The following is a 24,843-nucleotide window of genomic DNA, read 5'->3' as shown; positions in this document are numbered from 1 at the left end:
GACCACAACTAGATACGCTAATGTTCTCGATGGATAAACTAAAGCTAAATAAAAAGAATTTATATGACAAAAACTGCCGTTATTCGGCAGTTTTTTCATATTTTTGACAAGAACATCACATCTTCTAAATTTTCCATATCCATTCCTGGGAGAGATTATGATAAAATATTCTTTGTGTCAATGAATGACCATAATAGAAATAGAATAAATTATCAGCTCAAACTGATTAATTATAGAAGGTGCAGGCAGTTGGAGAAGGAGGACTTTATAATGGGGGATACACCCTTTATTACCGTTGAAGGGCCAATTGGTGTTGGAAAAACATCTCTTGCAAAGGCCATTTCTGAACAGTTTCATTTTGCTTTATTAAAAGAAATTGTTGATGAAAATCCATTCTTAGGGAAGTTTTACGAAAATATCGAAGAATGGAGTTTCCAAACAGAGATGTTTTTCCTTTGTAATCGTTTTAAGCAATTAGGGGATATCGATACCCATTTCTTAAGCAAAAACAAGTCAGTTGTCGCAGACTATCATATTTTTAAAAATTTGATTTTTGCACAACGGTCCTTAAATGATACTGAATACAACAAGTATAATAAAATTTATCAAATTCTTACTGAAGATATGCCAAAGCCCAATGTCATTATTTATTTGAATGCCAGCTTAGATACACTTTTAAAGCGAATTAAAATAAGAGGGCGTGAAATAGAGAAAAATATCAGCCCGTTATATCTCGAACAACTTTCAATGGACTATGAAAATACTATGACAGCCTTTGAAAAGGAACATCCAGAAATCCCAGTTCTGCGCTTTAGCGGCGATGAGTTAGATTTTGTAAAAAGCGAACAGGATTTAAACCATATTTTTGAGAAATTAACAGTAAGTTTAAGACAAAACAGCTTAATAAGGTGAAACTTCAATCAGTGGAGGGTTCCATCCCCCACTGATTGTTATTGAACCAATCGGACTTTTTCGGGCAATTATTCCCACAGTTATCCTTTTGGATTAACTTAAAATGGGTCCTACTGCCCGTTAATGCGGGACAAACATATAGAGCAGGAGGATGTAAGTGAGTATCGTTATTGGTGGTATGATTGGTCTTGGAAAAACAAGTGTGGCAGATATATTGAGTGCCCACTTTCAACATAAAGGAATTGAAAGTAAGGTGTTTTACGAAACGGTTGATGATAATCCGATTCTTCCGCTTTATTATGAATTAACACAAGAGGAATTAGATGCAAGGAGAATTCCTTTTCTCCTGCAGTTATTTTTCTTAAATAAGCGCTTTAAAACAGTAAAGGATTGTATTAATTGGCGTGAACCTATTTACACGATTCAAGACCGTTCAATTTATGAGGACTGGTATTTTGCTTATGTTAATAAAAACTTAGGCAGAATCTCTGACTTGGAATTCAAAATTTATGAAGATCTCGTCGATAATATGATGGAAGAGTTAAATGAACTTCCGAAAAAGGCTCCGGATTTAATGGTTTACTTAAAAGGATCATTTGATACGGTAATCGACCGGATTATGGCCCGTGGTCGAAGCTTCGAAATTAACCCTGAGCTGAAGGAGTATTATTTTGAAGTGTGGAAAGGCTACGACGAGTGGGTAATGAATCAATATGCCGCGAGCGAAGTGCTTGTGATTGATATGGATACCACGGACGTTGTCAAAAATAATGACGATGCCTTACGGGTTTGCCGTGATGTTGAAGAAAAATTAAATGAGATATTAAACAGAACACAGACACCTATTTTTTAATAGGTGTTTTTTATTAGAAGAGCGGAACAGACCGGTTAGCGATGCATCACCACTAGACGCTGGAAACTCTCAAAAAAGCTAATGCTTTTTTTCGAACAAGGTAATGAAGCTTATTCTTATGGATTTAGCCAAATCTCATAGTTGGATAAAAAAAAGTTCGCTACAAAAAAATGTAACGAACTTTTATCTCCAGTTTTTATGCGCGATTGTTTATATTGATGGCGGAGGAAGAGGGATTCGAACCCCCGCGCGGTTTAACCCGCCTGTCGGTTTTCAAGACCGATCCCTTCAGCCGGACTTGGGTATTCCTCCGTATCGACAAATGATAATTTAACACATATTTTGTATCTTGTCAAACAATATTATTAAAATTCCGGACGGATTGTTTCCATCCGGAATTTTTAATGATTTATTACGGCTTTATGACCTCACGGCCGCCCATATATGGACGCAAGACATTAGGAATGACAACACTGCCGTCCTCCTGCTGGTAATTTTCTAAAATAGCAGCGACCGTGCGGCCAATCGCAAGGCCAGATCCGTTTAACGTATGAACATGCTCGGGCTTTGCCTTTAAATCGCGGCGGAAGCGGATATTTGCCCGTCTTGCCTGGAATGCCTCAAAATTACTGCAAGAAGAAATCTCGCGGTATGTTCCATAGCTTGGGATCCACACCTCAATATCGTACTTTTTCGCGGCTGTAAAGCCAAGGTCCCCGGTACACATGCTAAGGACACGGTAGGGCAGCTCGAGCAATTGTAATACCCGCTCGGCATCATGTGTCAGCTTTTCCAGCTCCTCATAAGAATCTTCTGGCTTTACAAACTTTACAAGCTCTACCTTATTGAATTGGTGCTGACGAATTAATCCCCTTGTATCTCGTCCTGCAGAGCCTGCCTCAGAGCGGAAGCACGCGCTGTAGGCAGCAAAGCGAATTGGCAGATCTTCACTGCTTAAAATTTCATCGCGGTGATAGTTAGTAACAGGCACCTCAGCAGTTGGAATAAGGAAGTAATCTTCGCTTTCTATTAAAAAGGCATCCTCTTCAAATTTTGGCAATTGCCCTGTGCCCGTCATACTTGTACGGTTTACCATGTATGGCGGCAGAATTTCTGTATAGCCATGTTCATCAACATGAAGGTCAAGCATGAAACTCATTAACGCACGCTCTAAACGCGCCCCCAGCCCCTTATAAAAGACAAAGCGGCTTCCAGTAACCTTACCTGCCCGTTCAAAATCAAGAATCCCTAACTGGTCAGCAAGGTCCCAATGCGGTTTAGCTTCAAATTCAAACTCGCGCACTTTGCCCCATTGCCTAATCTCGACATTATCATCCTCAGTTTCCCCAACCGGAACACTTTCATGCGGAATGTTTGGAATGCTTAGCAGCAAATTTTCTAAGACCTGTTCCACCTCGCGCAGCTCATCATCAAGCGTTTTGATTTGGTCACCAACCTCACGCATTTCTTTTATTAAATTATCAGCATCCTGCTTCTCTCGTTTTAATGCCGCTACCTGCTGAGAAACCTCATTTTTTTTACTTTTTAATTTTTCAGTCTCAACAATTAATTCACGTCTTTTCAGATCTAGATCCTCGAACCGGCCTAAATCTGTTAAATCTTCGCCGCGATGCTGCAGCTTTTCTTTTACTTCTGCAAAATTTGCTCTTAATACTTTAATATCCAGCATAGTTTATACACTCCCTCTTAAAAAATAATTACAGTTTACTTTGAAAACTATCTAGCTCCAGCGGCCAGCAGCAAATGTACTTCCCTCTCCTCCCTAGATAAATCAACATCGACGCTTGCGCTTTTCTACTTTCCTTTATCTCAGTCGAAGTTCTCCACAAGGAAGACTTCGGCAGCATAAGCATCGCACGAAGAAAAAGCGTTAGCTTTTTCGAGGAGTCCATACACTGCTAAATGGCTTGTAAATAAAAAAAACTCCCGCCCCCAAAACAGGGACGAGAGTTACTCGCGATACCACCCTGGTTGACAGTCAACACTGTCCACCTCAAAAAAATGTAACGGTTTCTACCGAAGGTCCTTACTAACCTCATTGAGGCGTTCCGCACCCTGCTCGAGGATGGATTCACAAGTTTCACACACCGGTTCACACCCGCCACCGGCTCTCTTTAAGAGTGAGTTTCTTGCTACTAGTTCCTCTCATTGCTTTTTCATTATGGATTTGTTTAATAATTTACTATAATTATCAGCCAAATGCAACCATTCTATGCAAGTTGTTTTGCTTTTGCTTCCTTCACCATCTCGACAAAATAGGCGGTAAGGCGGTGATTATCTGTCAGCTCCGGATGAAAGGAACAGCCAAGAAATTGCCCTTCCCGTGCGGCGACAATGCGGTCATTATGCTTGGACAGAATCTCAACATTCTCTCCCGCTTCAACAATGTGTGGTGCACGGATAAACACCGCTGGAAAACTCTCAGCGACATCTTTAATCGCGAGGTCGGCCTCAAAGCTGTCAACTTGACGTCCAAATGAATTGCGCTCAACCTTAATGTCCATAACACCGATGTGCGGCTCACTATAGCCAACAAGTTCTTTTGCTAATAGAATCAGGCCGGCACAAGTACCAAACATTGGTTTACCTTCACGCGCAAATTCTTTTAATGCATCCATAAAATTGTATTTGTCGATTAAACGCCGCATTGCCGTGCTTTCTCCACCTGGAAGAATAAAGCCATCTAAATCTTGCAATTCTTCTTTTCGTTTTACTGCAATTGCTTCGACACCACATGCTTCTAGCGAGTTAATATGTTCGCGGACAGCCCCTTGCAAAGCGAGAACGCCAATTTTCACCATAGTAATACCCCTTCTTTAACTTTGATTACTGTCTAGCTTCAGTGCCTAGGGGCTCGGGGTCATAAGCCAATCCGTCAAGAAGGCCAAAAAGAAGCCTTCTCGCCGGCTCGTCTTATGCCTGGCTACAGAAAGCTATCGCATTCTGTACGCATTAAGGGAGACTAATCTCTGGCTTCGCTTTGCTTGCCAGTCAATAATTCTCCCTATATCGCCCCTGTTCAAGGCGCTTCCGCATTCTTATTACCAGCCTCTTTCTTGCATACGTGCTTCAGGTGCCAGTGAGGAAATTTCAATTCCTTTCATTGGCGTACCAAGGTTTTTTGAAAGCTCAGCAATTAATTTATAGTCTTGGAAATGTGTTGTTGCTTCCACAATTGCTCTGGCAAATTTTGCAGGATTTTCTGATTTAAAAATACCAGATCCAACAAATACACCGTCTGCTCCTAACTGCATCATTAGAGCAGCATCAGCAGGTGTTGCCACACCACCCGCAGCAAAGTTAACTACAGGAAGGCGGCCAAGACGTTTAATTTCAAGAAGAAGCTCATATGGAGCACCTAAAAGCTTCGCCTCTGTCATTAACTCATCTTCGTTCATTCCTACCACTTTACGAACCTGTGCATTTACCTTACGAATATGACGAACTGCTTCAACGATGTTACCCGTTCCAGGCTCACCCTTTGTGCGAAGCATTGATGCCCCTTCACCGATTCTGCGGGCAGCTTCGCCAAGATCGCGACAGCCGCAAACAAACGGTACAGTATAGTCTTTTTTATTTAAATGGAATTCTTCATCAGCTGGAGTTAAAACTTCACTTTCATCAATATAGTCGACACCCATAGCTTCAAGCACACGTGCCTCCACAATATGGCCAATTCTTGCTTTAGCCATTACAGGGATTGAAACAGCATTAAGTACCTCTTCTACAATCCTTGGGTCTGCCATTCTTGCCACACCGCCAGCAGCGCGGATATCTGAAGGAACACGTTCTAGTGCCATTACGGCTACTGCACCCGCTTCTTCTGCAATTTTTGCTTGTTCCGCATTGACAACATCCATGATGACGCCGCCCTTTTGCATTTCTGCCATACCGCGTTTTACGAGATCCGTACCTGTTTTCATTTGTTAAAATCCCCCTTTGTTTTAATATTAAGAAAAATTTTTGTATACACTTGGAAATTTCTTATTTATTCAATCGGAATTATTATTCCATAAAATTATTAAAGCAACAAAAAAGGATTCCTGTCAAGACAAGAATCCTTTCTTTTTATGATGGTAAATTTTAACGCAGCTTATTTAAAACCAGCCTTTAACAGTGGAAGAAATTCCGTTCCAGACATCTCCAAAGAAATTACCGATTCCACGCATCATGAGCACGAACCAGTTTGCTTTCTCAACATCTTGTGCAGCAATAACATCTACTTGTATTTTCTTCTGGCCTTCCTCTGTTAAGAAACTAACCTTTTCACCGTTTTTCGGTTCAATTGTTAAATAGCCAACTGTTTCACCTTTTTTAATTGGTGCAGTTAACTCACCTTTTTTATTGATTTTCTTTTTATCTAATACCAATACTGGTTTATAATTTTCCTTTTCACCATTGAGGACCACCATGTCAATGGCTGACTTTGTGTAAATTTTTACTTGATTATCTTTTCCTTTAATTACTGGTACCGATTTATGACCTTTTACTTGATAATGTTTCGGTACTAGCTCTTCTTTTGAATAGTTGCTGAAGGCATAATCCAGCATTTTTCTTGTTTCGTCAAAGCGGGCTTTATGAGTTCCTTGTCCGTTCGCATCTTTCGCATTTTGGACAACAGTGATAAACCTTTTTCCATCACGACTAGCTGTTCCGGTAAAACAGGAACCTGCAAAATCAGTTGTACCTGTTTTAAGCCCGTCCATACCTTCGTAACCAAATGTTAACGATGGCAGCATCCAGTTCCAGTTATCCATTTTGATTTGATCATCTGTGCCTTCTTTAAAAAATTTCTTTGGTGTACTTGCTGTTTTTAACACATCAGGAAAATCATTAATTAAATGGTACGCTAATTTAGCAACTGTACGTGGTGACATGACATTCTCATCTTCAGGACCAGTTCCCTGTGGATGCTGACCAAGATAATCTCGATTATTTAAACCAGTTGAATTAACGAATTTATAATCCTTTAATCCTAACTTTTTTGCTTTTTCATTCATCATTTTGACAAAATTTGTTTCTGACCCGCCAATGATTTCAGCAATTGCAATCGTGGCAGCATTTGCGGAGTAAATTGCCATTGCTTCATATAATTCACGGACTTTATATTTACCATCTGCTCTTAATGGAACATTTGAAAGTTCACGGTTTTGGGAAATTTTATAGACGAGATCACTCGGAGTGTATTCTTGATCCCATTTCACTTTTCCGTTCTTGACAGCCTCTAGTAATAGATACTCTGTCATCATTTTTGTCATACTAGCAATTCCTAGTACACTATCAGCATTTTTTTCATATAAAACCTTACCTGTTTCTCCATCAACTAATATGGCCCCATCTGCATTTACATTTAATGCTGCTTCTGCCTTAGCTGGATTTACTCCGGCAAATAGGCTAAAAAACATGATGAGTGCCAGCGCACTAGCAACGCATTTCTGATAAAAATGTTTATTCACTATATAGCCCTCCAACGTTTTATTACACCTTGGTTATTTTAACATAACTGTCTAGTAAATCATAGGAGGAGCATTGCACCATCTTATAACTAATTTTGAAAAATTCACTAATTCTAAGGACTATTTTCACAATTTAAGCAGCACAGCCTTTTTCGTAAAAAAACAGAGAAGCCGTGGCTTCTCTGTCATTTTATTATTTAGAATAATTTGGTGCTTCTTTTGTGATTTGGACATCATGAGGATGACTTTCTCTAAGGCCGGCACCTGTCATCTTAACAAACTGTGCTTTCGTCCTTAGGTCGTAAAGATCCTTTGTGCCACAATAGCCCATTCCAGACCGCAAGCCGCCAATTAATTGATAAATTGTTTCTGCTAATGGTCCTTTATATGGAATACGGCCTTCAATTCCTTCCGGCACAAACTTTTTATTATCCTCTTGGAAATATCGGTCTTTCGAACCCTTTTCCATTGCAGCCACAGAACCCATTCCGCGATATACCTTAAAGCGGCGTCCTTGGAAAATTTCTGTCTCTCCAGGGCTCTCAGAAACCCCTGCTAACAAACTGCCGAGCATAACAGCATGTCCGCCTGCGGCCAGTGCCTTTACGATATCTCCGGAGTATTTAATCCCACCATCAGCAATAACCGTTTTTCCTTGCTTCATCGCTTCCGTTGCACAGTCATAGACTGCAGTTATTTGCGGAACCCCAACACCTGCCACAACCCTGGTTGTACAAATGGAACCAGGTCCAATTCCTACTTTTACAACATCAGCGCCTGCTTCAAATAAGTCTTTAGTTGCTTCAGCTGTTGCCACGTTTCCGGCAATAATCGTTACATGTGGAAAAGCATTTTTCAGGTCTTTCACGGTATCAAGAACACCCTTGGAATGGCCATGGGCCGTATCGACAACCAGGACATCAACATTGGCTGCAACAAGCGCCTCAGCCCGTTTCATTGTATCCGATGTTACTCCAACTGCCGCACCTGCTAATAAGCGGCCTTGCTTGTCTTTTGCTGAGTTTGGAAATTCAATCACCTTTTCAATGTCCTTAATGGTGATTAAGCCTTTCAAAACCCCCTGATTATTAACAAGCGGCAGTTTTTCAATTTTATACTTCTGAAGGATTTTTTCAGCCTCTTTCAATGTGGTTCCAACAGGTGCCGTTACAAGATTTTCCTTTGTCATCACATCTGAAATTTTAAATGAATAATCTTGATCTTGGATAAAGCGAAGATCTCTATTAGTGATAATCCCAACAAGCTTCTGTTCATCCATATTATTAACAATCGGCACCCCGGAAATGCGATATTTCCCCATCAGATGCTCCGCATCAAATACTTGGTGTTCAGGGGTTAGGAAAAATGGATCATTAATAACTCCACTTTCAGACCTCTTAACCTTCTCTACCTGCTCTGCCTGCTGCTCGATGGTCATATTTTTATGGATGATCCCTAAGCCACCTTGACGGGCAATGGCAATCGCCATTTCTGATTCAGTAACTGTGTCCATACCAGCACTAATAATTGGAATATTAAGCTTTACACTAGTCGACAATTCTACTTTCAGACTTACATCTTTTGGCAGTACCTCTGACTTACCAGGAATTAATAAAACATCATCAAACGTTAAACCTTCTTTTGAAAATTTACTTTCCCACATTTTTTAACGGCCCCCTTACAAAACTTATATTGAGTTACACACATATATCTATCATAAAAATACATATAAAGATCCAGCCTAACATAATAAAGGCGGTGTGAGCAGAGCTGGGCTTCACTACATTCATCGTGAAGAATGTATATTTCCTAGTAATCATTGATTTACTAAATTACTTTTGCGGCGCTCCGCCTCTTTACCAAACAAAAAATATTATTTGTAGGTTATCAATTGGACAAAATACTGTCAAGAGATATTTATTTGTTTGATTCTTCTGAAAAAGGTGATTGCATCTTGGATACTAAATATAAAGACTGGAAAAGCTTTAGTTGTTTCTTTTCTGCAGAATACTGCCAGCGCTATTTAAAAAATAGTTATCATAAGCTTAATTTGGAGAATCCTGAACAAAAGAGCTATGAAAACTGCTATGCCTTTCTCTATTATCTCGAACATGGACAAATATATTATGAACAGGCAGAAAAATCGCCACTTATTATAAAACCTATTTTGCTTTTTTATGGTCTTGTCCATTTAATTAAAGCTTGTATTTTAACCACTGATCCTTCTTATCCTGAGACAACGGCTGTTTTAGCACATGGTGTTTCGACTAGGAAAAGGAAAAAGCAAAATTACCTTTTCTTTCAGGATGAAGTAAAGTTTCAAAAAAATGGGTTATTTCCCTTCATGTCCGAAAAATTGTTTCACATGAAACAATTGGAAGGGGAGAAGGTCATTATGGAGGAACTACTTCAGCTTATACCGGAACTCAATGATTTATTCTTTTTACTCGAAGGAAAACGAACATTCGAGAAATTACTACAGGATGGAGACTGTCTTTTGATCCCTGAATCTGTATTAGATCATTATCATATGACAGAAGATCGGTTCAAGGAATTTTTGACATCGAAGTTTGAAAAAGGAGTCGAATTTTCAGATAGTGTGCTTGCGTTAACATTGAATGATAAGAGATCTCTAGACGTTTCACCATTAAAATATAATTTAGAGGATGGCTCCTATACAATTTCACTTAACAAAAGTTATCTTTTTACTTTTCCTGAACTGCTGATCCATTATTTACTGCTCTATAACTTAAGTATGATTGCCCGATATGAAACAGAATGGTGGAGTGAATTAACGAAAATGATGCCAAATCAGGATTATCCTTTTATCGATACCTTCCTTACGATCACAATGAAAAAAGGACCCTTTTTAATTTATCAGTTTTTAATGAAATAAAGAAAAGGACATTCTTACTGTTTTGGCAGCCGCTATCCTCTATTTGGTACCTTTGCTTACTTTCTATTGGTGGATTTTAGATTTTCTTTCCACTTTAGTTAGTTTACTTTCTTCTATCACTCATTCTGTCCTGAACTGGCAAAAAGTCAATCATTAGTTTTTATTTATACAAAAAAAAGACAACCCAATACAGGTTGTCTTTCATTTGCCTGGCAACGTCCTACTCTCACAGGGACAAAGTCCCAACTACCATCGGCGCTGAGAAGCTTAACTTCCGTGTTCGGTATGGGAACGGGTGTGACCTTCTCGCCATTATTGCCAGACTATTTTTGCTTGAGGTTTCATTCCCTCAAAACTAGATAATGCAGAAGAAGTGTTGTAAAAACGAGTTCGCTTTAAAACTTGGTTAAGTCCTCGATCGATTAGTATCAGTCAGCTCCACATGTCGCCATGCTTCCACCTCTGACCTATCAACCTGATCATCTTTCAGGGATCTTACTAGCTTGACGCTATGGGAAATCTCATCTTGAGGGGGGCTTCATGCTTAGATGCTTTCAGCACTTATCCCGTCCGCACATAGCTACCCAGCGATGCCTTTGGCAAGACAACTGGTACACCAGCGGTGCGTCCATCCCGGTCCTCTCGTACTAAGGACAGCTCCTCTCAAATTTCCTGCGCCCACGACGGATAGGGACCGAACTGTCTCACGACGTTCTGAACCCAGCTCGCGTACCGCTTTAATGGGCGAACAGCCCAACCCTTGGGACCGACTACAGCCCCAGGATGCGATGAGCCGACATCGAGGTGCCAAACCTCCCCGTCGATGTGGACTCTTGGGGGAGATAAGCCTGTTATCCCCGGGGTAGCTTTTATCCGTTGAGCGATGGCCCTTCCATGCGGAACCACCGGATCACTAAGCCCGACTTTCGTCCCTGCTCGACTTGTAGGTCTCGCAGTCAAGCTCCCTTGTGCCTTTACACTCTACGAATGATTTCCAACCATTCTGAGGGAACCTTTGGGCGCCTCCGTTACTCTTTAGGAGGCGACCGCCCCAGTCAAACTGCCCACCTGACACTGTCTCCCACCCCGATTAGGGGTGCGGGTTAGAATTTCAATACAGCCAGGGTAGTATCCCACCGACGCCTCCACCGAAGCTAGCGCTCCGGTTTCTACGGCTCCTACCTATCCTGTACAAGCTGTACCAAAATTCAATATCAGGCTACAGTAAAGCTCCACGGGGTCTTTCCGTCCTGTCGCGGGTAACCTGCATCTTCACAGGTACTATAATTTCACCGAGTCTCTCGTTGAGACAGTGCCCAGATCGTTACGCCTTTCGTGCGGGTCGGAACTTACCCGACAAGGAATTTCGCTACCTTAGGACCGTTATAGTTACGGCCGCCGTTTACTGGGGCTTCGATTCAGAGCTTCGCTTGCGCTAACCCCTCCTCTTAACCTTCCAGCACCGGGCAGGCGTCAGCCCCTATACTTCGCCTTGCGGCTTCGCAGAGACCTGTGTTTTTGCTAAACAGTCGCCTGGGCCTATTCACTGCGGCTCTTCGAGGCTATGAACCCCAAAGAGCACCCCTTCTCCCGAAGTTACGGGGTCATTTTGCCGAGTTCCTTAACGAGAGTTCTCTCGCTCACCTTAGGATTCTCTCCTCGCCTACCTGTGTCGGTTTGCGGTACGGGCACCTTTTATCTCGCTAGAGGCTTTTCTTGGCAGTGTGGAATCAGGAACTTCGGTACTATATTTCCCTCGCTGTCACAGCTCAGCCCTTGCGGTAAGCGGATTTTCCTACTTACCAGCCTAACTGCTTAGACGCGCATATCCAACAGCGCGCTTACCCTATCCTCCTGCGTCCCCCCATCACTCAAACGATAAAGAGGTGGTACAGGAATATCAACCTGTTGTCCATCGCCTACGCCTTTCGGCCTCGGCTTAGGTCCCGACTAACCCTGAGCGGACGAGCCTTCCTCAGGAAACCTTAGGCATACGGTGGATGAGATTCTCACTCATCTTTCGCTACTCATACCGGCATTCTCACTTCTAAGCGCTCCACCAGTCCTTACGGTCTAGCTTCAACGCCCTTAGAACGCTCTCCTACCACTGACACCTACGGTGTCAATCCACAGCTTCGGTGATACGTTTAGCCCCGGTACATTTTCGGCGCAGAGTCACTCGACCAGTGAGCTATTACGCACTCTTTAAATGGTGGCTGCTTCTAAGCCAACATCCTGGTTGTCTAAGCAACTCCACATCCTTTTCCACTTAACGTATACTTTGGGACCTTAGCTGGTGGTCTGGGCTGTTTCCCTTTTGACTACGGATCTTATCACTCGCAGTCTGACTCCCACGGATAAGTCTTTGGCATTCGGAGTTTGTCTGAATTCGGTAACCCGATGAGGGCCCCTAGTCCAAACAGTGCTCTACCTCCAAGACTCTAACTACGTGAGGCTAGCCCTAAAGCTATTTCGGAGAGAACCAGCTATCTCCAAGTTCGATTGGAATTTCTCCGCTACCCACACCTCATCCCCGCACTTTTCAACGTGCGTGGGTTCGGGCCTCCATCCAGTGTTACCTGGACTTCACCCTGGACATGGGTAGATCACCTGGTTTCGGGTCTACGACCACATACTCATTCGCCCTATTCAGACTCGCTTTCGCTGCGGCTCCGTCTCTTCAACTTAACCTTGCATGTAATCGTAACTCGCCGGTTCATTCTACAAAAGGCACGCTATCACCCATAAACGGGCTCTAACTACTTGTAGGCACACGGTTTCAGGAACTATTTCACTCCCCTTCCGGGGTGCTTTTCACCTTTCCCTCACGGTACTGGTTCACTATCGGTCACTAGGGAGTATTTAGCCTTGGGAGATGGTCCTCCCTGCTTCCGACCGGATTTCACGTGTCCGGCCGTACTCAGGATCCACTCAGGAGGGAACGAAGTTTCAACTACAGGGCTTTTACCTTCTATGACGGACCTTTCCAGGTCGCTTCATTTACCCCGTTCCTTTGTAACTCCATGTAGAGTGTCCTACAACCCCAAGAGGCAAGCCTCTTGGTTTGGGCTATGTCCCGTTTCGCTCGCCGCTACTCAGGGAATCGCGTTTGCTTTCTCTTCCTCCGGGTACTTAGATGTTTCAGTTCCCCGGGTATGCCTTCAATACCCTATGTATTCAGGTAAAGATACTGTTCCATTACGAACAGTGGGTTCCCCCATTCGGAAATCTCCGGATCAAAGCTTACTTACAGCTCCCCGAAGCATATCGGTGTTAGTCCCGTCCTTCATCGGCTCCTAGTGCCAAGGCATTCACCGTGCGCCCTTTCTAACTTAACCTAAAAGGTTTATTTCTCTATTAAAAATAGAGAGAAAACTAAAATGGCGATTACTCGATGTTTACTTTGCTTCTTCTTACGATTATCTAGTTTTCAAAGAACGAATTTTGGTGGAGCCTAGCGGGATCGAACCGCTGACCTCCTGCGTGCAAAGCAGGCGCTCTCCCAGCTGAGCTAAGGCCCCGTTATGGAATATGGTGGGCCTAAATGGACTCGAACCATCGACCTCACGCTTATCAGGCGTGCGCTCTAACCAGCTGAGCTATAGGCCCCCACAACGAAATATAATGAGAATTTGCACTCTCAAAACTAAACAAACAATAAACAATCAAACAAACTATTTTTGTCTGGCTCATACGTCCAGCTTGTATCCTTAGAAAGGAGGTGATCCAGCCGCACCTTCCGATACGGCTACCTTGTTACGACTTCACCCCAATCATCTGTCCCACCTTAGGCGGCTGGCTCCTTACGGTTACCCCACCGACTTCGGGTGTTACAAACTCTCGTGGTGTGACGGGCGGTGTGTACAAGGCCCGGGAACGTATTCACCGCGGCATGCTGATCCGCGATTACTAGCGATTCCGGCTTCATGTAGGCGAGTTGCAGCCTACAATCCGAACTGAGAATGGTTTTATGGGATTGGCTTAACCTTGCGGTTTCGCAGCCCTTTGTACCATCCATTGTAGCACGTGTGTAGCCCAGGTCATAAGGGGCATGATGATTTGACGTCATCCCCACCTTCCTCCGGTTTGTCACCGGCAGTCACCTTAGAGTGCCCAACTGAATGCTGGCAACTAAGATCAAGGGTTGCGCTCGTTGCGGGACTTAACCCAACATCTCACGACACGAGCTGACGACAACCATGCACCACCTGTCACTCTGTCCCCCGAAGGGGAACGTCCTATCTCTAGGATTGTCAGAGGATGTCAAGACCTGGTAAGGTTCTTCGCGTTGCTTCGAATTAAACCACATGCTCCACCGCTTGTGCGGGCCCCCGTCAATTCCTTTGAGTTTCAGCCTTGCGGCCGTACTCCCCAGGCGGAGTGCTTAATGCGTTAGCTGCAGCACTAAAGGGCGGAAACCCTCTAACACTTAGCACTCATCGTTTACGGCGTGGACTACCAGGGTATCTAATCCTGTTTGCTCCCCACGCTTTCGCGCCTCAGCGTCAGTTACAGACCAGAAAGCCGCCTTCGCCACTGGTGTTCCTCCACATCTCTACGCATTTCACCGCTACACGTGGAATTCCGCTTTCCTCTTCTGCACTCAAGTCCCCCAGTTTCCAATGACCCTCCACGGTTGAGCCGTGGGCTTTCACATCAGACTTAAAGGACCGCCTGCGCGCGCTTTACGCCCAATAATTCCGGACAACGCTTGCCACCTACGTATTACCGCGGCTGCTGGCACGTAGTTAGCCGTGGCTTTCTGGTTAGGTACCGTCAAGGTACCGGCAGTTACTCCGGTACTTGTTCTTCCCTAACAACAGAGCTTTACGACCCGAAGGCCTTCATCGCTCACGCGGCGTTGCTCCATCAGACTTTCGTCCATTGTGGAAGATTCCCTACTGCTGCCTCCCGTAGGAGTCTGGGCCGTGTCTCAGTCCCAGTGTGGCCGATCACCCTCTCAGGTCGGCTACGCATCGTCGCCTTGGTGAGCCGTTACCTCACCAACTAGCTAATGCGCCGCGGGCCCATCTGTAAGTGTCAGCCGAAACCGACTTTCAGCTTTTCCTCATGTAAGGAAAAGGATTATCCGGTATTAGCTCCGGTTTCCCGAAGTTATCCCAGTCTTACAGGCAGGTTGCCCACGTGTTACTCACCCGTCCGCCGCTAACCAACAGGAGCAAGCTCCTATTGGTTCGCTCGACTTGCATGTATTAGGCACGCCGCCAGCGTTCGTCCTGAGCCAGGATCAAACTCTCCAAGAAAGTTGATTAGCTCATAAAATAAAACGTTGGCTTAGTTTCGATAAGAAACTAATAGTTATTGTTTGTTGACGTTTTTGTTTGTTTAGTTTTCAAAGAACAAAATCTTTATCGCTCGTAAGCGACTTAATAAATATATCATCAATACCTTTTTAAGTCAACACGTTTTTTATTTTTTTACTATAATTATCTTAAAAACATTTTGCGCACTTTCATGATTGTATCAGCTGGTTCTTTTAGGATCAAGAAAAAAAAAGAAGCACACGAAAGTATGCTTCTTCAAAATAATTATTCTTCGCCCTCTGGTGTGCTGACATCTTGATTTTCATCAACAGCGATTACTTCCTCATCACTGTTTTCATTTTCTTGAGCTTCTTCTTTTTCAACCTTTGCGACGGTTGCCACAAATTCGTTTTCGCTTTCCTTCATACTGATAAGCTTGACACCTTGAGTGTTCCGGCCCATTTTAGAAATACCGGCTACATCAATTCGAATGAGGACACCGCCAGTAGTAATAAGCATAAGGTCCTCTTCACCTGTCACAGCTCTCATCGATACAAGTTCTCCATTTTTCTCGGTAACATGGCAGGTCTTTATTCCTTTACCGCCACGTCCTTGGACACGGTATTCGGATGCAGGCGTACGTTTTCCATAACCATTTTTTGTTACAATGAGAACGTCATTATCCTCTTCTAATACTTCCATTCCAACCACTTCATCACCAGGATCAAGTGTAATTCCTTTAACACCTGTAGCCGTTCGTCCCATCGATCTTACGTCAGTTTCAGGGAAGTGAATCAACATTCCATTTTTTGTACCAATAATCATGTGTTTGCTGCCATCGGTCATTCGGACGGAGATTAATTCATCACCCTCACGCAAACTCAAGGCAATTAAACCATTGTTCCGAATATTGGCAAACGATGTTAACGGCGAACGTTTAGAGATCCCCTCTTTTGTTGTAAAGAATAAGGACCAATCATCGACGAATTCTTCGACAGGAATGATGGCGTTAACCCATTCACCTTTTTCAATCCCGAGGAGATTAATAATCGGTATTCCTTTAGCTGTTCGGCTGAATTCTGGTATTTCATAGCCTTTTGAACGATAAACCTTACCTTTGTTCGTAAAGAAGAGAATGGTATCATGTGTCGATGTCGTGATTAAATGCTCGACGAAGTCATCTTCATTTGTTCCCATCCCTTGGATCCCGCGGCCTCCGCGTCTTTGCGCACGATAAGTGGAAACTGGGAGACGCTTAATGTAACCATTATGTGTCAAGGAAATAACGATATTTTCTCGAGGAATTAAATCCTCGTCTTCAATATTTTCAATTCCGCCCGTGACAATTTCCGTACGGCGTTTATCATTAAAACGCTCTTTAATTTCTAATAGTTCTTCGCGGATTATTTCAAGAATCTTTTCCTCATCAGCTAAAATGGCCTTTAATTCAGCAATTAGCTTCATGAGACTTTGAAATTCATCCTCAATTTTCTCTCGTTCCAAACCTGTTAAACGCTGCAGGCGCATATCAAGAATGGCTTGTGCTTGTTTTTCGGATAGGTTAAATTGTGTCATTAAGCCTTCGCGGGCAATATCAGTTGTCTGCGAGTTTCGAATAAGGGTAATGACTGCATCTAAATTATCGAGTGCAATTCTTAAGCCTTCTAAAATATGAGCACGTGCTTCAGCTTTACGCAATTCAAACTCTGTTCTCCGGCGAATGACCACTTTTTGATGGTCTAAATAGTAAACAAGGCATTGCTTAAGGCTTAACACCTTTGGCTGGCCGCCAACAAGGGCTAAGGTGTTGATTCCAAAGCTTGTTTGCAGTGCTGTATGTTTATATAAGTTATTTAAGAGGACATTGGCATTCGCATCTTTACGAACTTCAATCACAATCCGCATTCCTCTGCGGTCAGATTCATCTCTTAAATCAGTGATACCATCAATTTTTTTATCGCGAGCTAGCTCGGCAATTTTTTCAATCAATCTAGCTTTATTTACCTGGTAGGGCAGTTCATTAACAATGATAACTTCCTTGCCATTGGATTTTTGTTCAATCTCCACCTTCGCACGGATGGTGATCGAGCCTCTGCCGGTTTCGTATGCTTTACGCATGCCGCTTCGGCCAATTATTAGTCCTCCGGTTGGGAAATCCGGACCAGGGATAATTTCCATTAACTCCTGCGTGGTCATTTCTGGGTCACGGCTGACAGCTAATACGCCATCAATGACTTCTCCAAGCTGATGCGGAGGAATATTTGTCGCCATCCCAACAGCAATCCCGGTTGTTCCGTTCACTAAGAGGTTTGGAAACCGTGCCGGCAAAACAACAGGCTCTCGTTCCTCTCCATCATAGTTATCTTGATAATCAATGGTATCTTTGTTGATATCTCGTAATAATTCCATTGATATTTTAGACATCTTCGATTCTGTATAACGCATCGCAGCTGCTCCGTCTCCATCGACAGAGCCGAAGTTTCCATGCCCATCGACGAGCATATATCGATAGTTGAAATCTTGCGCCATCCGGACCATCGTTTCATACACCGCTGAATCACCATGCGGATGATATTTACCGATTACATCTCCAACGATACGGGCTGATTTTTTATACGGTTTATCCGCATGGATGCCAAGATCATGCATCGCATATAGAATACGGCGGTGAACTGGTTTTAGCCCGTCACGAACATCTGGAAGGGCACGAGAAACAATAACACTCATTGCATAGTCAAGGAATGATGTTCTCATCTCCTGGCTAATATTAATCTCTTTAATTTGAGGATTGGGTGTTTCAGTCATATTACATACCTCCCTCCGCTTTTTATATATCTAAATTCTTTACATATTGTGCGTTCGCTTCAATGAAGTTCCGACGCGGTTCTACTTTTTCACCCATTAACATATCAAAGGTTTCGTCTGCTTCGATTGCATCTTCCAGACTAACTAGAAGCATACTTCTATGCTCAGGATCCATCGTTGTTTCCCATAATTGTCCAGGATTCATTTCCCCTAAACCTTTATAACGCTGGATATTCGGCTTAGGTGCAGCTGGTAGCTCTGCAAAAATCCGGTCTAATTCTTTGTCATTATAAGCATACTCTACTCGTTTACCTTGTTGAACCTTATAGAGTGGCGGCTGGGCAATATATATATAACCTGCTTCCAAAATTTTTCTCATATAACGGTAGAAGAACGTTAAGATTAGCGTGCGAATATGGGCGCCGTCAACATCAGCATCTGTCATAATGACAATTTTATGATAACGGGCCTTAGCAATATCAAAATCCTCTCCGATACCTGTTCCAATGGCCGTAATCATCGCCCTAACTTCGTTGTTAGAAAGGATTTTATCCAGACGGGCTTTCTCAACATTAAGAATTTTTCCTTTTAACGGTAAAATCGCTTGAAAATGACGGTCACGCCCTTGTTTCGCTGAACCGCCCGCAGAATCACCCTCAACGATGTACAATTCACTTTCTGATGGATCTTTTGATGAACAATCTGCTAATTTCCCCGGTAAACTGGAAACCTCTAATGCACTTTTTCGACGCGTTAATTCCCTGGCTTTCTTAGCTGCAAGCCTCGCCCTTGCTGCCATCAAACCTTTATCAATTATTTTCCTGGCAACTGTTGGATTTTCTAACATGAACTTTTCAAACGTGCTGGAAAACACAGTATCTGTAATCGCTCTGACTTCAGAGTTCCCAAGCTTCGTCTTTGTTTGCCCTTCAAATTGCGGGTCAGGATGTTTGATGGAAATAATGGCTGTGATCCCTTCACGAACATCTTCTCCGGAAAGGTTGGTATCATTTTCCTTTATTAGGCTGTTTTTTCTAGCATAATCATTAATAACCCTTGTTAAAGCTGTTTTAAAGCCTGATTCATGTGTCCCGCCTTCATAGGTGTGGATATTATTTGCGAAAGAGTAAATGTTATCTGTATAGCCCTCGTTATATTGGAGTGCTACTTCAACACTAATACCGTCCCGCTCACCTTCAATGTAAATCGGTTCATCATGTATAACCTCTTTTGTACGGTTTAAATGTTCTACATACGATTTAATACCACCCTCATAATGGTATTCATTTCGTTTATTTTCAACTCGCTTATCTTCAATCGTGATTTTGATTCCGCGGTTAAGAAACGCAAGCTCACGAAGACGAGTCGCAAGTATGTCATATTCATATACCAATGTTTCAGTGAAAATTTCACCGTCTGGTTTAAAGCGTGTAATCGTCCCCGTTTTGTCGGTCGTTCCAATTACCTCTAATTCTTTAACGACTGCGCCTCGTTCAAATTTGATCAAGTGAATTTTACCATCACGGTGGACATAAACCTCAAGCTCTGTGGAAAGGGCATTAACAACGGAAGCACCAACTCCATGGAGTCCGCCGGAAACCTTATAGCCGCCACCGCCAAATTTACCACCCGCGTGAAGAACCGTCATAATGACTTCAACAGCTGGTCTGCCCATCTTTTCTTGAATATCTACCGGAATTCCACGGCCATTATCTTTTACAGTGATACTGTTATCTTCCTCAATAATGACATTGATTTCGTCACAGTAGCCTGCGAGTGCCTCATCAATACTGTTATCAACAATCTCCCAAACAAGATGATGGAGCCCTTTTCCGCTTGTCGACCCGATATACATACCAGGTCGTTTTCGAACTGCTTCAAGTCCTTCGAGAACCTGAATTTGGTCGGCACCGTATGTTTGTTCCACTGCCTTTTGTTCCATAGTCATACTTGTTCACCTGCACCTTCTGACAAAAATAGCTCAATATTTTCATTGTTAAAAACAATTTTATAAAAATTCATGTATACTCATTTGGTTTGAACGTTTTTTTAATGTTCCAGAAGCAATAGGGGATAAGTAAACTTTGTCATATGTAATTATGACTGATTTAAAGGGGTTTTTGGACAAGTTAATTAATCTTTCTTTATGGTGCTCTAAGAACTCTTCAACCAACGGAGAATTATTCGCACTCTCTTTATCTAATATCGAAATAATGTCTTTCGCCCTAATGTTAAGATCTTCCCCGATGTGAATATACATGATCCACCTCAATTAACTTTCTTCATATCACCGGATTTAACAAAAAAGGTTGATGCTTCCTTTAGTGTCTGATGATCAATCCCTTCGACGCTTGTTGTTGTCACAAACGTTTGAACCTTTCCTTGAATGGTGTTAAGCAAATGGGATTGCCTGTAATCATCCAATTCCGATAAAACGTCATCAAGGAGCAAAATTGGATACTCGCCAATTTCATTATAGATTAATTCAATTTCAGCAAGCTTGACGGAAAGGGCGGTTGTTCGCTGCTGCCCCTGTGAACCAAAGGTTTGAACATCCCTTCCATTGACAAAGAACAATAAATCGTCACGATGGGGGCCGAATAGGGTTGTACCACGTTCTATTTCCCTTGTTCTAACCTTTGCAAACTTCTCCTCAAAGCTTGCTATCATCTTCGACAAATCTTGTTCTTCTAATACCTCAACTGATGGCTTATAGGTAACTTCGAGCGTTTCTAGACCTCTTGAAATCCCTTGATGAATTGGCTGCGCCCATTTTTCAAGCAGATTAAGAAATTCAAACCGCTTTTTCACAATCTTCACAGCCATTTGAATAAACTGCTCTGTTAAAATTTCGAGCATCGTTTGATCTGTTTGTTTTTTTATCTGCAGCATTTTTAAATAATGATTACGTTGTTGAAGTATTTTGTGATATTGACTCATATCATGTAAATAAATGGGCGATACTTGCCCAATTTCCATATCAATAAATCGTCTTCGTACCTGCGGGCTCCCTTTAACAATATTAAGGTCTTCAGGAGCAAACATGACCACGTTCAGATTCCCAACATATTGACTTAACTTCTGCTGTTCAATATGGTTGCATTTTGCTTTCTTTCCCTTTTTAGAAATAATTAATTCCAAGGGCAAAGAACCATTTTGTTTTTGAACCCTGCCTTCTATTTTAGCATACTCCTGGTCCCAGCGAATAAGTTCTTTATCGTTGGAGGTTCGGTGTGATTTCGCCAACGCTAAGACGTAAATGGACTCCATAACATTTGTTTTACCTTGGGCATTTTCACCTAAGATGACATTTACTTTATTTTCAAATTGAACGACTAATTCTTCATAATTCCGATAATTTTTTAGTGCTAATTTTTCAATATACATAGCAACAAATCCTTTAGCTAGTCGGTTATCACATACTCCCCAAAGCCAGCAATTTGGACTTTGTCACCGGCACGAAGTTTTCTCCCTCTTCTTTGGTCCTGTTCACCGTTAATAAAAATGTCATGTTCACTTAAAAACCATTTTGCCATTCCGCCAGTTTGAATCACATCAGCCAGCTTCAAAAATTGACCTAATGTAATAAACTCTGTGTCTAGCTTTACTCTTTCAGGCACTATTCTCACCCTCATTTCTAAAAATGGTCCCAATACTTTATTTTACTAAATAAAACACCAAGATACAAAGGAAATAAAGAAAACTTGCCGAATGGCATGCCCCCAAGGGAAATGCAGAGGCTTAGTTGCATTTATGCTGATAGAAAGGTTAACTTTTCTATCGGCCGAAAAAGAATTATCTTTTATTTAGTAAATAATGCCGCCAATAAAATGGCGGCATATTTAGGAAGTCTTAAAATTTAGTAGGTCCTCACCGGTAAAATAAGCTGTAAAATTGTTTCGTCATGTAGGGGGCGTATAACGAATGGACGCATTGCTCCAGTAAAACTTACCTTAATATCTGATCCTTCAAGTGCTTTTAGAGCATCCATCATGTATTTCGCGCTAAAGGATATCTTTAACTCTTCTCCATCAATCGAACTGCTTTGAATTTCTTCTACTACCTTTCCAACCTCTGGCGTATTTGATGATATTTCGATAATTCCACCCTCAATGGTTGAAAATTTCACGACATTATTTCTTCCTTCACGTGCCAGTAATGAAGCACGATCGATTGCTTGGAGAAATTCCTTCGTATTCACGGTTACATCCGTTTTACTTTCATTTGGAATTAACCTAGATGTATCAGGATAATTTCCTTCTAATAATCTCGAGAAAAATAATAAATGCTTTGCTTTAAATAAAATTTGATTTTCAGTAATCACAATATCAATTAATTCATTTGTATCATCAATAATTTTACTTAATTCATTTAAACTCTTTCCTGGAATAACAACATTATAGCTTTCGAGATTTTCCGTTTCGATTTTTGCCTTTCTTAGTGCAAGTCGATGGCTGTCTGTTGCAATACAGGTTAGCTCGTCATTTTCAATTTTCCAGTTTACACCTGTCAAGATTGGGCGTGTTTCTGAGGTGGACACAGCAAAATGAGTTTGTCTAATCATTGCTTTTAATAGATCTGTCGCAATATGAAATTTATTGTTTTCTTCTATTTGCGGCAGGTGAGGGTATTCCTCAGCATCCAGACCGTTTAAGTTAAACTCTGATTTCCCAGAGCGGATTACAGTTTGCAATGAACCAAGAACCTCAATTTCAACCGAATCAGTAGGCAATTTCTTGACAATTTCACTAAAGAATTTAGCCTGAAGAACGATTGCTCCTGGTTGTTTAATTTCAACAATTTCATCTCCGGCATCTTCTTTTGGAATAAAGGATTCAATGGAAATATCGGAGTCACTTCCTGTTAAGGTAACTCCTTCTGTTGTAGCAGCAATTTTGATTCCTGTTAAGATCGGTATAGTTGTTCTTGATGTAACAGCCTTCATAACATCTTGAACACTTTGAACAAGACGGTCCCGTTGGATGATAAATTTCATTGCATTAATCCTCCGTTTTATGCATATTTTTTTTACAGAAACATATAATATTATTTTTTTAAAAAATAATAGAAGTACTAGTAGGGCATGTTAGTATGTGGATAACCTGAATTTTCAATAGAAACACAGCCTATCCACATGTGGACAGACTGTGTATAGAATGCAAGCAGTTATTCACAATTCTAACATCTAAAAGCGGTGTGAGCAGAGCCAGTTCATTTCCTTTACATATAGAAGAGTTCTTCTATATCCATTGTAAGGACAATTCCAAAGCGGCGTACCGCTCATTTTCATTAAACCTTTAATAATTCATGCAGTTCCTTCATTTGTTTTTGCAGAGTGGAATCGGATTGAAGGAGTTTAGATATTTTTTCATGGGCATGAATGACTGTTGTATGATCACGTCCACCAAACTCTTCTCCTATTTTAGGCAATGAGTAATCGGTTAATTCGCGCGACAAATACATTGCAATTTGTCGAGGAAAGGCAACTGATTTTGTCCGTTTTTTTGCCTTAAAATCCTCTAGTTTTATACTAAAATGCTCTCCTACCACCTTTTGGATCTCATGGATGGTAATGACCTTTGGCTTTGAGCTCGGAATAATATCTTTTAATGCTTCAGCTGCTAGATCTGCATTAATATCTTTATTGATTAAAGAAGAGTAGGCTACCACACGGATTAGCGCACCTTCAAGTTCTCGAATGTTTGAATCAATTTGATTTGCAATATAAAGCATAACTTCATTTGGTATATCTAAACCTTCTGCCTTAGCTTTCTTGCGAAGGATAGCGATTCTTGTTTCTAAATCTGGCGGCGTAATATCAGTAATTAAGCCCCATTCAAAGCGTGATCGTAGCCGATCCTCTAATGTTGGGATTTCTCTGGGCGGACGGTCACTGGAGATAATAATTTGTTTGCTTTCTTCATGAAGCGCATTAAATGTATGGAAAAATTCTTCCTGTGTTGATTCTTTTCCTGCTAAAAACTGAATATCATCAATAAGTAAGATATCGACATTTCGATATTTATTACGGAAGTTCTCCGCTTTATTGTCGCGAATTGAGTTAATAAACTCGTTGGTAAATTTTTCAGACGATAAATAGACTACTTTTGCCGCAGGGTTATGATCCAAAACATAATGGCCAATGGCGTGCATCAAGTGAGTTTTCCCCAATCCTACGCCTCCATAAATAAATAGCGGATTGTAAGCTTTTGCAGGTGCTTCTGCTACAGCAAGTGAAGCGGCATGGGCAAACCGGTTGCCTGAACCAATAACAAACGTATCAAATGTATACTTTTGATTTAAAATACCTTGAGGAATTTCCCCATGGTCTTCGTCCCTTTTTACTTTCTTTGGCGGCAGTGCAATATCATTTTCTGACTCATTTTGATTTTGCGGAATAATAAACTTTACAGATAGCTCTTCCCCGGTGATTTCATAGAGAATCCCGGAGATTAACTGAGAATAACGCTCTTCCAGCCAATCACGCGCAAATTCATTTGGAGCGGTGATTATAAGCAGATTGCCTTGAAGGGAATGAGCCTTTGTCGACTTAAGCCATGTGTCAAAGCTAGGCTTGCTTATCTTTTTCTCAATATTGGCTAGCGCTGCATTCCAAAGATCCGCAATATTTTCCAA

General features: G+C 41.9%; 15 protein-coding genes, 3 tRNA genes, 3 rRNA genes and 1 other annotated feature. Of the genes, 3 read left to right on the top strand and 18 right to left on the bottom strand.

Translation table 11 applies throughout. From position 1 onward, the window contains the following. Positions 1 to 270: 270 nt before the first annotated feature. Together QNH20_RS00105 and QNH20_RS00100 are read left to right on the top strand one after the other, a co-directional pair. A complete protein-coding gene (locus tag QNH20_RS00105) occupies positions 271 to 912 on the top strand; it encodes a deoxynucleoside kinase (RefSeq protein WP_283920974.1) in 642 nt (213 codons plus the stop codon). Positions 913 to 1,069: 157 nt separating this feature from the next. After that, a complete protein-coding gene (locus QNH20_RS00100) occupies positions 1,070 to 1,765 on the top strand; it encodes a deoxynucleoside kinase (protein ID WP_283920973.1) in 696 nt (231 codons plus the stop codon). Positions 1,766 to 1,984: 219 nt separating this feature from the next. Here QNH20_RS00100 and QNH20_RS00095 read toward each other — a convergent pair. The 6 genes from QNH20_RS00095 to guaB all read right to left on the bottom strand — a co-directional run bounded on the left by QNH20_RS00095 (position 1,985) and on the right by guaB (position 8,905). After that, a tRNA-Ser gene (locus QNH20_RS00095) sits at positions 1,985 to 2,077 on the bottom strand. Positions 2,078 to 2,177: 100 nt separating this feature from the next. After that, entirely contained in the window at positions 2,178 to 3,455 is a 1,278-nt protein-coding gene (gene serS / locus QNH20_RS00090; protein WP_283920972.1) for a serine--tRNA ligase, read from the bottom strand. Between the two features lie 267 nt (positions 3,456 to 3,722). Beyond that, positions 3,723 to 3,944 (bottom strand) — a binding site (T-box leader). A gap of 52 nt (positions 3,945 to 3,996) precedes the next feature. Continuing rightward, positions 3,997 to 4,587, bottom strand: coding sequence for a pyridoxal 5'-phosphate synthase glutaminase subunit PdxT (pdxT, locus tag QNH20_RS00085; RefSeq protein ID WP_283920971.1), 591 nt, complete (start codon positions 4,585 to 4,587; stop codon positions 3,997 to 3,999). A gap of 240 nt (positions 4,588 to 4,827) precedes the next feature. After that, positions 4,828 to 5,709, bottom strand: coding sequence for a pyridoxal 5'-phosphate synthase lyase subunit PdxS (gene pdxS / locus QNH20_RS00080; RefSeq protein ID WP_283920970.1), 882 nt, complete (start codon positions 5,707 to 5,709; stop codon positions 4,828 to 4,830). A 174-nt stretch (positions 5,710 to 5,883) separates the two neighbouring features. Then, complete coding sequence (locus tag QNH20_RS00075) at positions 5,884 to 7,191, bottom strand: serine hydrolase (protein ID WP_283923315.1); 1,308 nt, start codon at positions 7,189 to 7,191, stop codon at positions 5,884 to 5,886. Positions 7,192 to 7,435: 244 nt separating this feature from the next. Further along, on the bottom strand, positions 7,436 to 8,905 hold the full coding sequence (guaB, locus tag QNH20_RS00070; RefSeq protein WP_283920969.1) for an IMP dehydrogenase: 1,470 nt from the start codon (positions 8,903 to 8,905) through the stop codon (positions 7,436 to 7,438). Between the two features lie 291 nt (positions 8,906 to 9,196). On the opposite strand from guaB, the gene QNH20_RS00065 reads away from it, so the two are divergent. Next, positions 9,197 to 10,138: a YaaC family protein gene (locus QNH20_RS00065; RefSeq protein WP_283920968.1), complete on the top strand. Its 942-nt coding sequence runs from the start codon at positions 9,197 to 9,199 to the stop codon at positions 10,136 to 10,138. Positions 10,139 to 10,345: 207 nt separating this feature from the next. Here QNH20_RS00065 and rrf read toward each other — a convergent pair. The 12 genes from rrf to dnaA all read right to left on the bottom strand — a co-directional run bounded on the left by rrf (position 10,346) and on the right by dnaA (position 24,843). Beyond that, positions 10,346 to 10,461, bottom strand: a 5S ribosomal RNA gene (rrf, locus tag QNH20_RS00060). A gap of 79 nt (positions 10,462 to 10,540) precedes the next feature. Beyond that, positions 10,541 to 13,476: ribosomal RNA gene (locus QNH20_RS00055) — 23S ribosomal RNA — on the bottom strand. A gap of 107 nt (positions 13,477 to 13,583) precedes the next feature. Beyond that, a tRNA-Ala gene (locus QNH20_RS00050) sits at positions 13,584 to 13,659 on the bottom strand. Positions 13,660 to 13,670: 11 nt separating this feature from the next. Then, positions 13,671 to 13,747 (bottom strand) — tRNA-Ile (locus QNH20_RS00045). 105 nt (positions 13,748 to 13,852) lie between these two features. Further along, positions 13,853 to 15,402: ribosomal RNA gene (locus QNH20_RS00040) — 16S ribosomal RNA — on the bottom strand. The 16S, 23S and 5S rRNA genes sit together here with 2 tRNA genes alongside, the layout of an rRNA operon. A 285-nt stretch (positions 15,403 to 15,687) precedes the next feature. Next, on the bottom strand, positions 15,688 to 18,207 hold the full coding sequence (gene gyrA, locus QNH20_RS00035) for a DNA gyrase subunit A (protein WP_283920967.1): 2,520 nt from the start codon (positions 18,205 to 18,207) through the stop codon (positions 15,688 to 15,690). A gap of 22 nt (positions 18,208 to 18,229) precedes the next feature. Continuing rightward, positions 18,230 to 20,149, bottom strand: coding sequence for a DNA topoisomerase (ATP-hydrolyzing) subunit B (gene gyrB, locus QNH20_RS00030; protein WP_283923524.1), 1,920 nt, complete (start codon positions 20,147 to 20,149; stop codon positions 18,230 to 18,232). A gap of 66 nt (positions 20,150 to 20,215) precedes the next feature. After that, positions 20,216 to 20,467: an extracellular matrix regulator RemB gene (gene remB / locus QNH20_RS00025; RefSeq protein ID WP_283920966.1), complete on the bottom strand. Its 252-nt coding sequence runs from the start codon at positions 20,465 to 20,467 to the stop codon at positions 20,216 to 20,218. 8 nt (positions 20,468 to 20,475) lie between these two features. After that, complete coding sequence (gene recF / locus QNH20_RS00020; protein WP_283920965.1) at positions 20,476 to 21,594, bottom strand: DNA replication/repair protein RecF; 1,119 nt, start codon at positions 21,592 to 21,594, stop codon at positions 20,476 to 20,478. A gap of 17 nt (positions 21,595 to 21,611) precedes the next feature. After that, positions 21,612 to 21,827 (bottom strand): S4 domain-containing protein YaaA, encoded by a 216-nt coding sequence (yaaA, locus tag QNH20_RS00015; RefSeq protein ID WP_283920964.1) that lies wholly within the window; start codon positions 21,825 to 21,827, stop codon positions 21,612 to 21,614. 239 nt (positions 21,828 to 22,066) lie between these two features. Next, positions 22,067 to 23,203: a DNA polymerase III subunit beta gene (gene dnaN, locus QNH20_RS00010; protein WP_283920963.1), complete on the bottom strand. Its 1,137-nt coding sequence runs from the start codon at positions 23,201 to 23,203 to the stop codon at positions 22,067 to 22,069. A 293-nt stretch (positions 23,204 to 23,496) separates the two neighbouring features. Continuing rightward, positions 23,497 to 24,843 (bottom strand): chromosomal replication initiator protein DnaA, encoded by a 1,347-nt coding sequence (dnaA, locus tag QNH20_RS00005; RefSeq protein WP_283920962.1) that lies wholly within the window; start codon positions 24,841 to 24,843, stop codon positions 23,497 to 23,499.

It is taken from the genome of Neobacillus sp. WH10 (assembly GCF_030123405.1).
In the GTDB taxonomy this organism is placed as follows: Bacteria; Bacillota; Bacilli; order Bacillales; family Cytobacillaceae; genus Neobacillus.
Note: the sequence above shows the minus strand (reverse complement) of the source record. Positions and strands in the feature narration are given on the sequence as shown.

Bases quoted from the DNA above. Each gene is read 5' to 3' on its own strand.
- QNH20_RS00105 (WP_283920974.1), top strand. From the start codon at position 271: ATGGGGGATACACCCTTTATTACCGTTGAAGGGCCAATTGGTGTTGGA.
- serS (WP_283920972.1), bottom strand. From the start codon at position 3,455: ATGCTGGATATTAAAGTATTAAGAGCAAATTTTGCAGAAGTAAAAGAA.
- pdxT (WP_283920971.1), bottom strand. From the start codon at position 4,587: ATGGTGAAAATTGGCGTTCTCGCTTTGCAAGGGGCTGTCCGCGAACAT.
- pdxS (WP_283920970.1), bottom strand. From the start codon at position 5,709: ATGAAAACAGGTACGGATCTCGTAAAACGCGGTATGGCAGAAATGCAA.
- QNH20_RS00075 (WP_283923315.1), bottom strand. From the start codon at position 7,191: ATGTTTTTTAGCCTATTTGCCGGAGTAAATCCAGCTAAGGCAGAAGCA.
- guaB (WP_283920969.1), bottom strand. From the start codon at position 8,905: ATGTGGGAAAGTAAATTTTCAAAAGAAGGTTTAACGTTTGATGATGTT.
- gyrA (WP_283920967.1), bottom strand. From the start codon at position 18,207: ATGACTGAAACACCCAATCCTCAAATTAAAGAGATTAATATTAGCCAG.
- gyrB (WP_283923524.1), bottom strand. From the start codon at position 20,149: ATGGAACAAAAGGCAGTGGAACAAACATACGGTGCCGACCAAATTCAG.
- remB (WP_283920966.1), bottom strand. From the start codon at position 20,467: ATGTATATTCACATCGGGGAAGATCTTAACATTAGGGCGAAAGACATT.
- recF (WP_283920965.1), bottom strand. From the start codon at position 21,594: ATGTATATTGAAAAATTAGCACTAAAAAATTATCGGAATTATGAAGAA.
- dnaN (WP_283920963.1), bottom strand. From the start codon at position 23,203: ATGAAATTTATCATCCAACGGGACCGTCTTGTTCAAAGTGTTCAAGAT.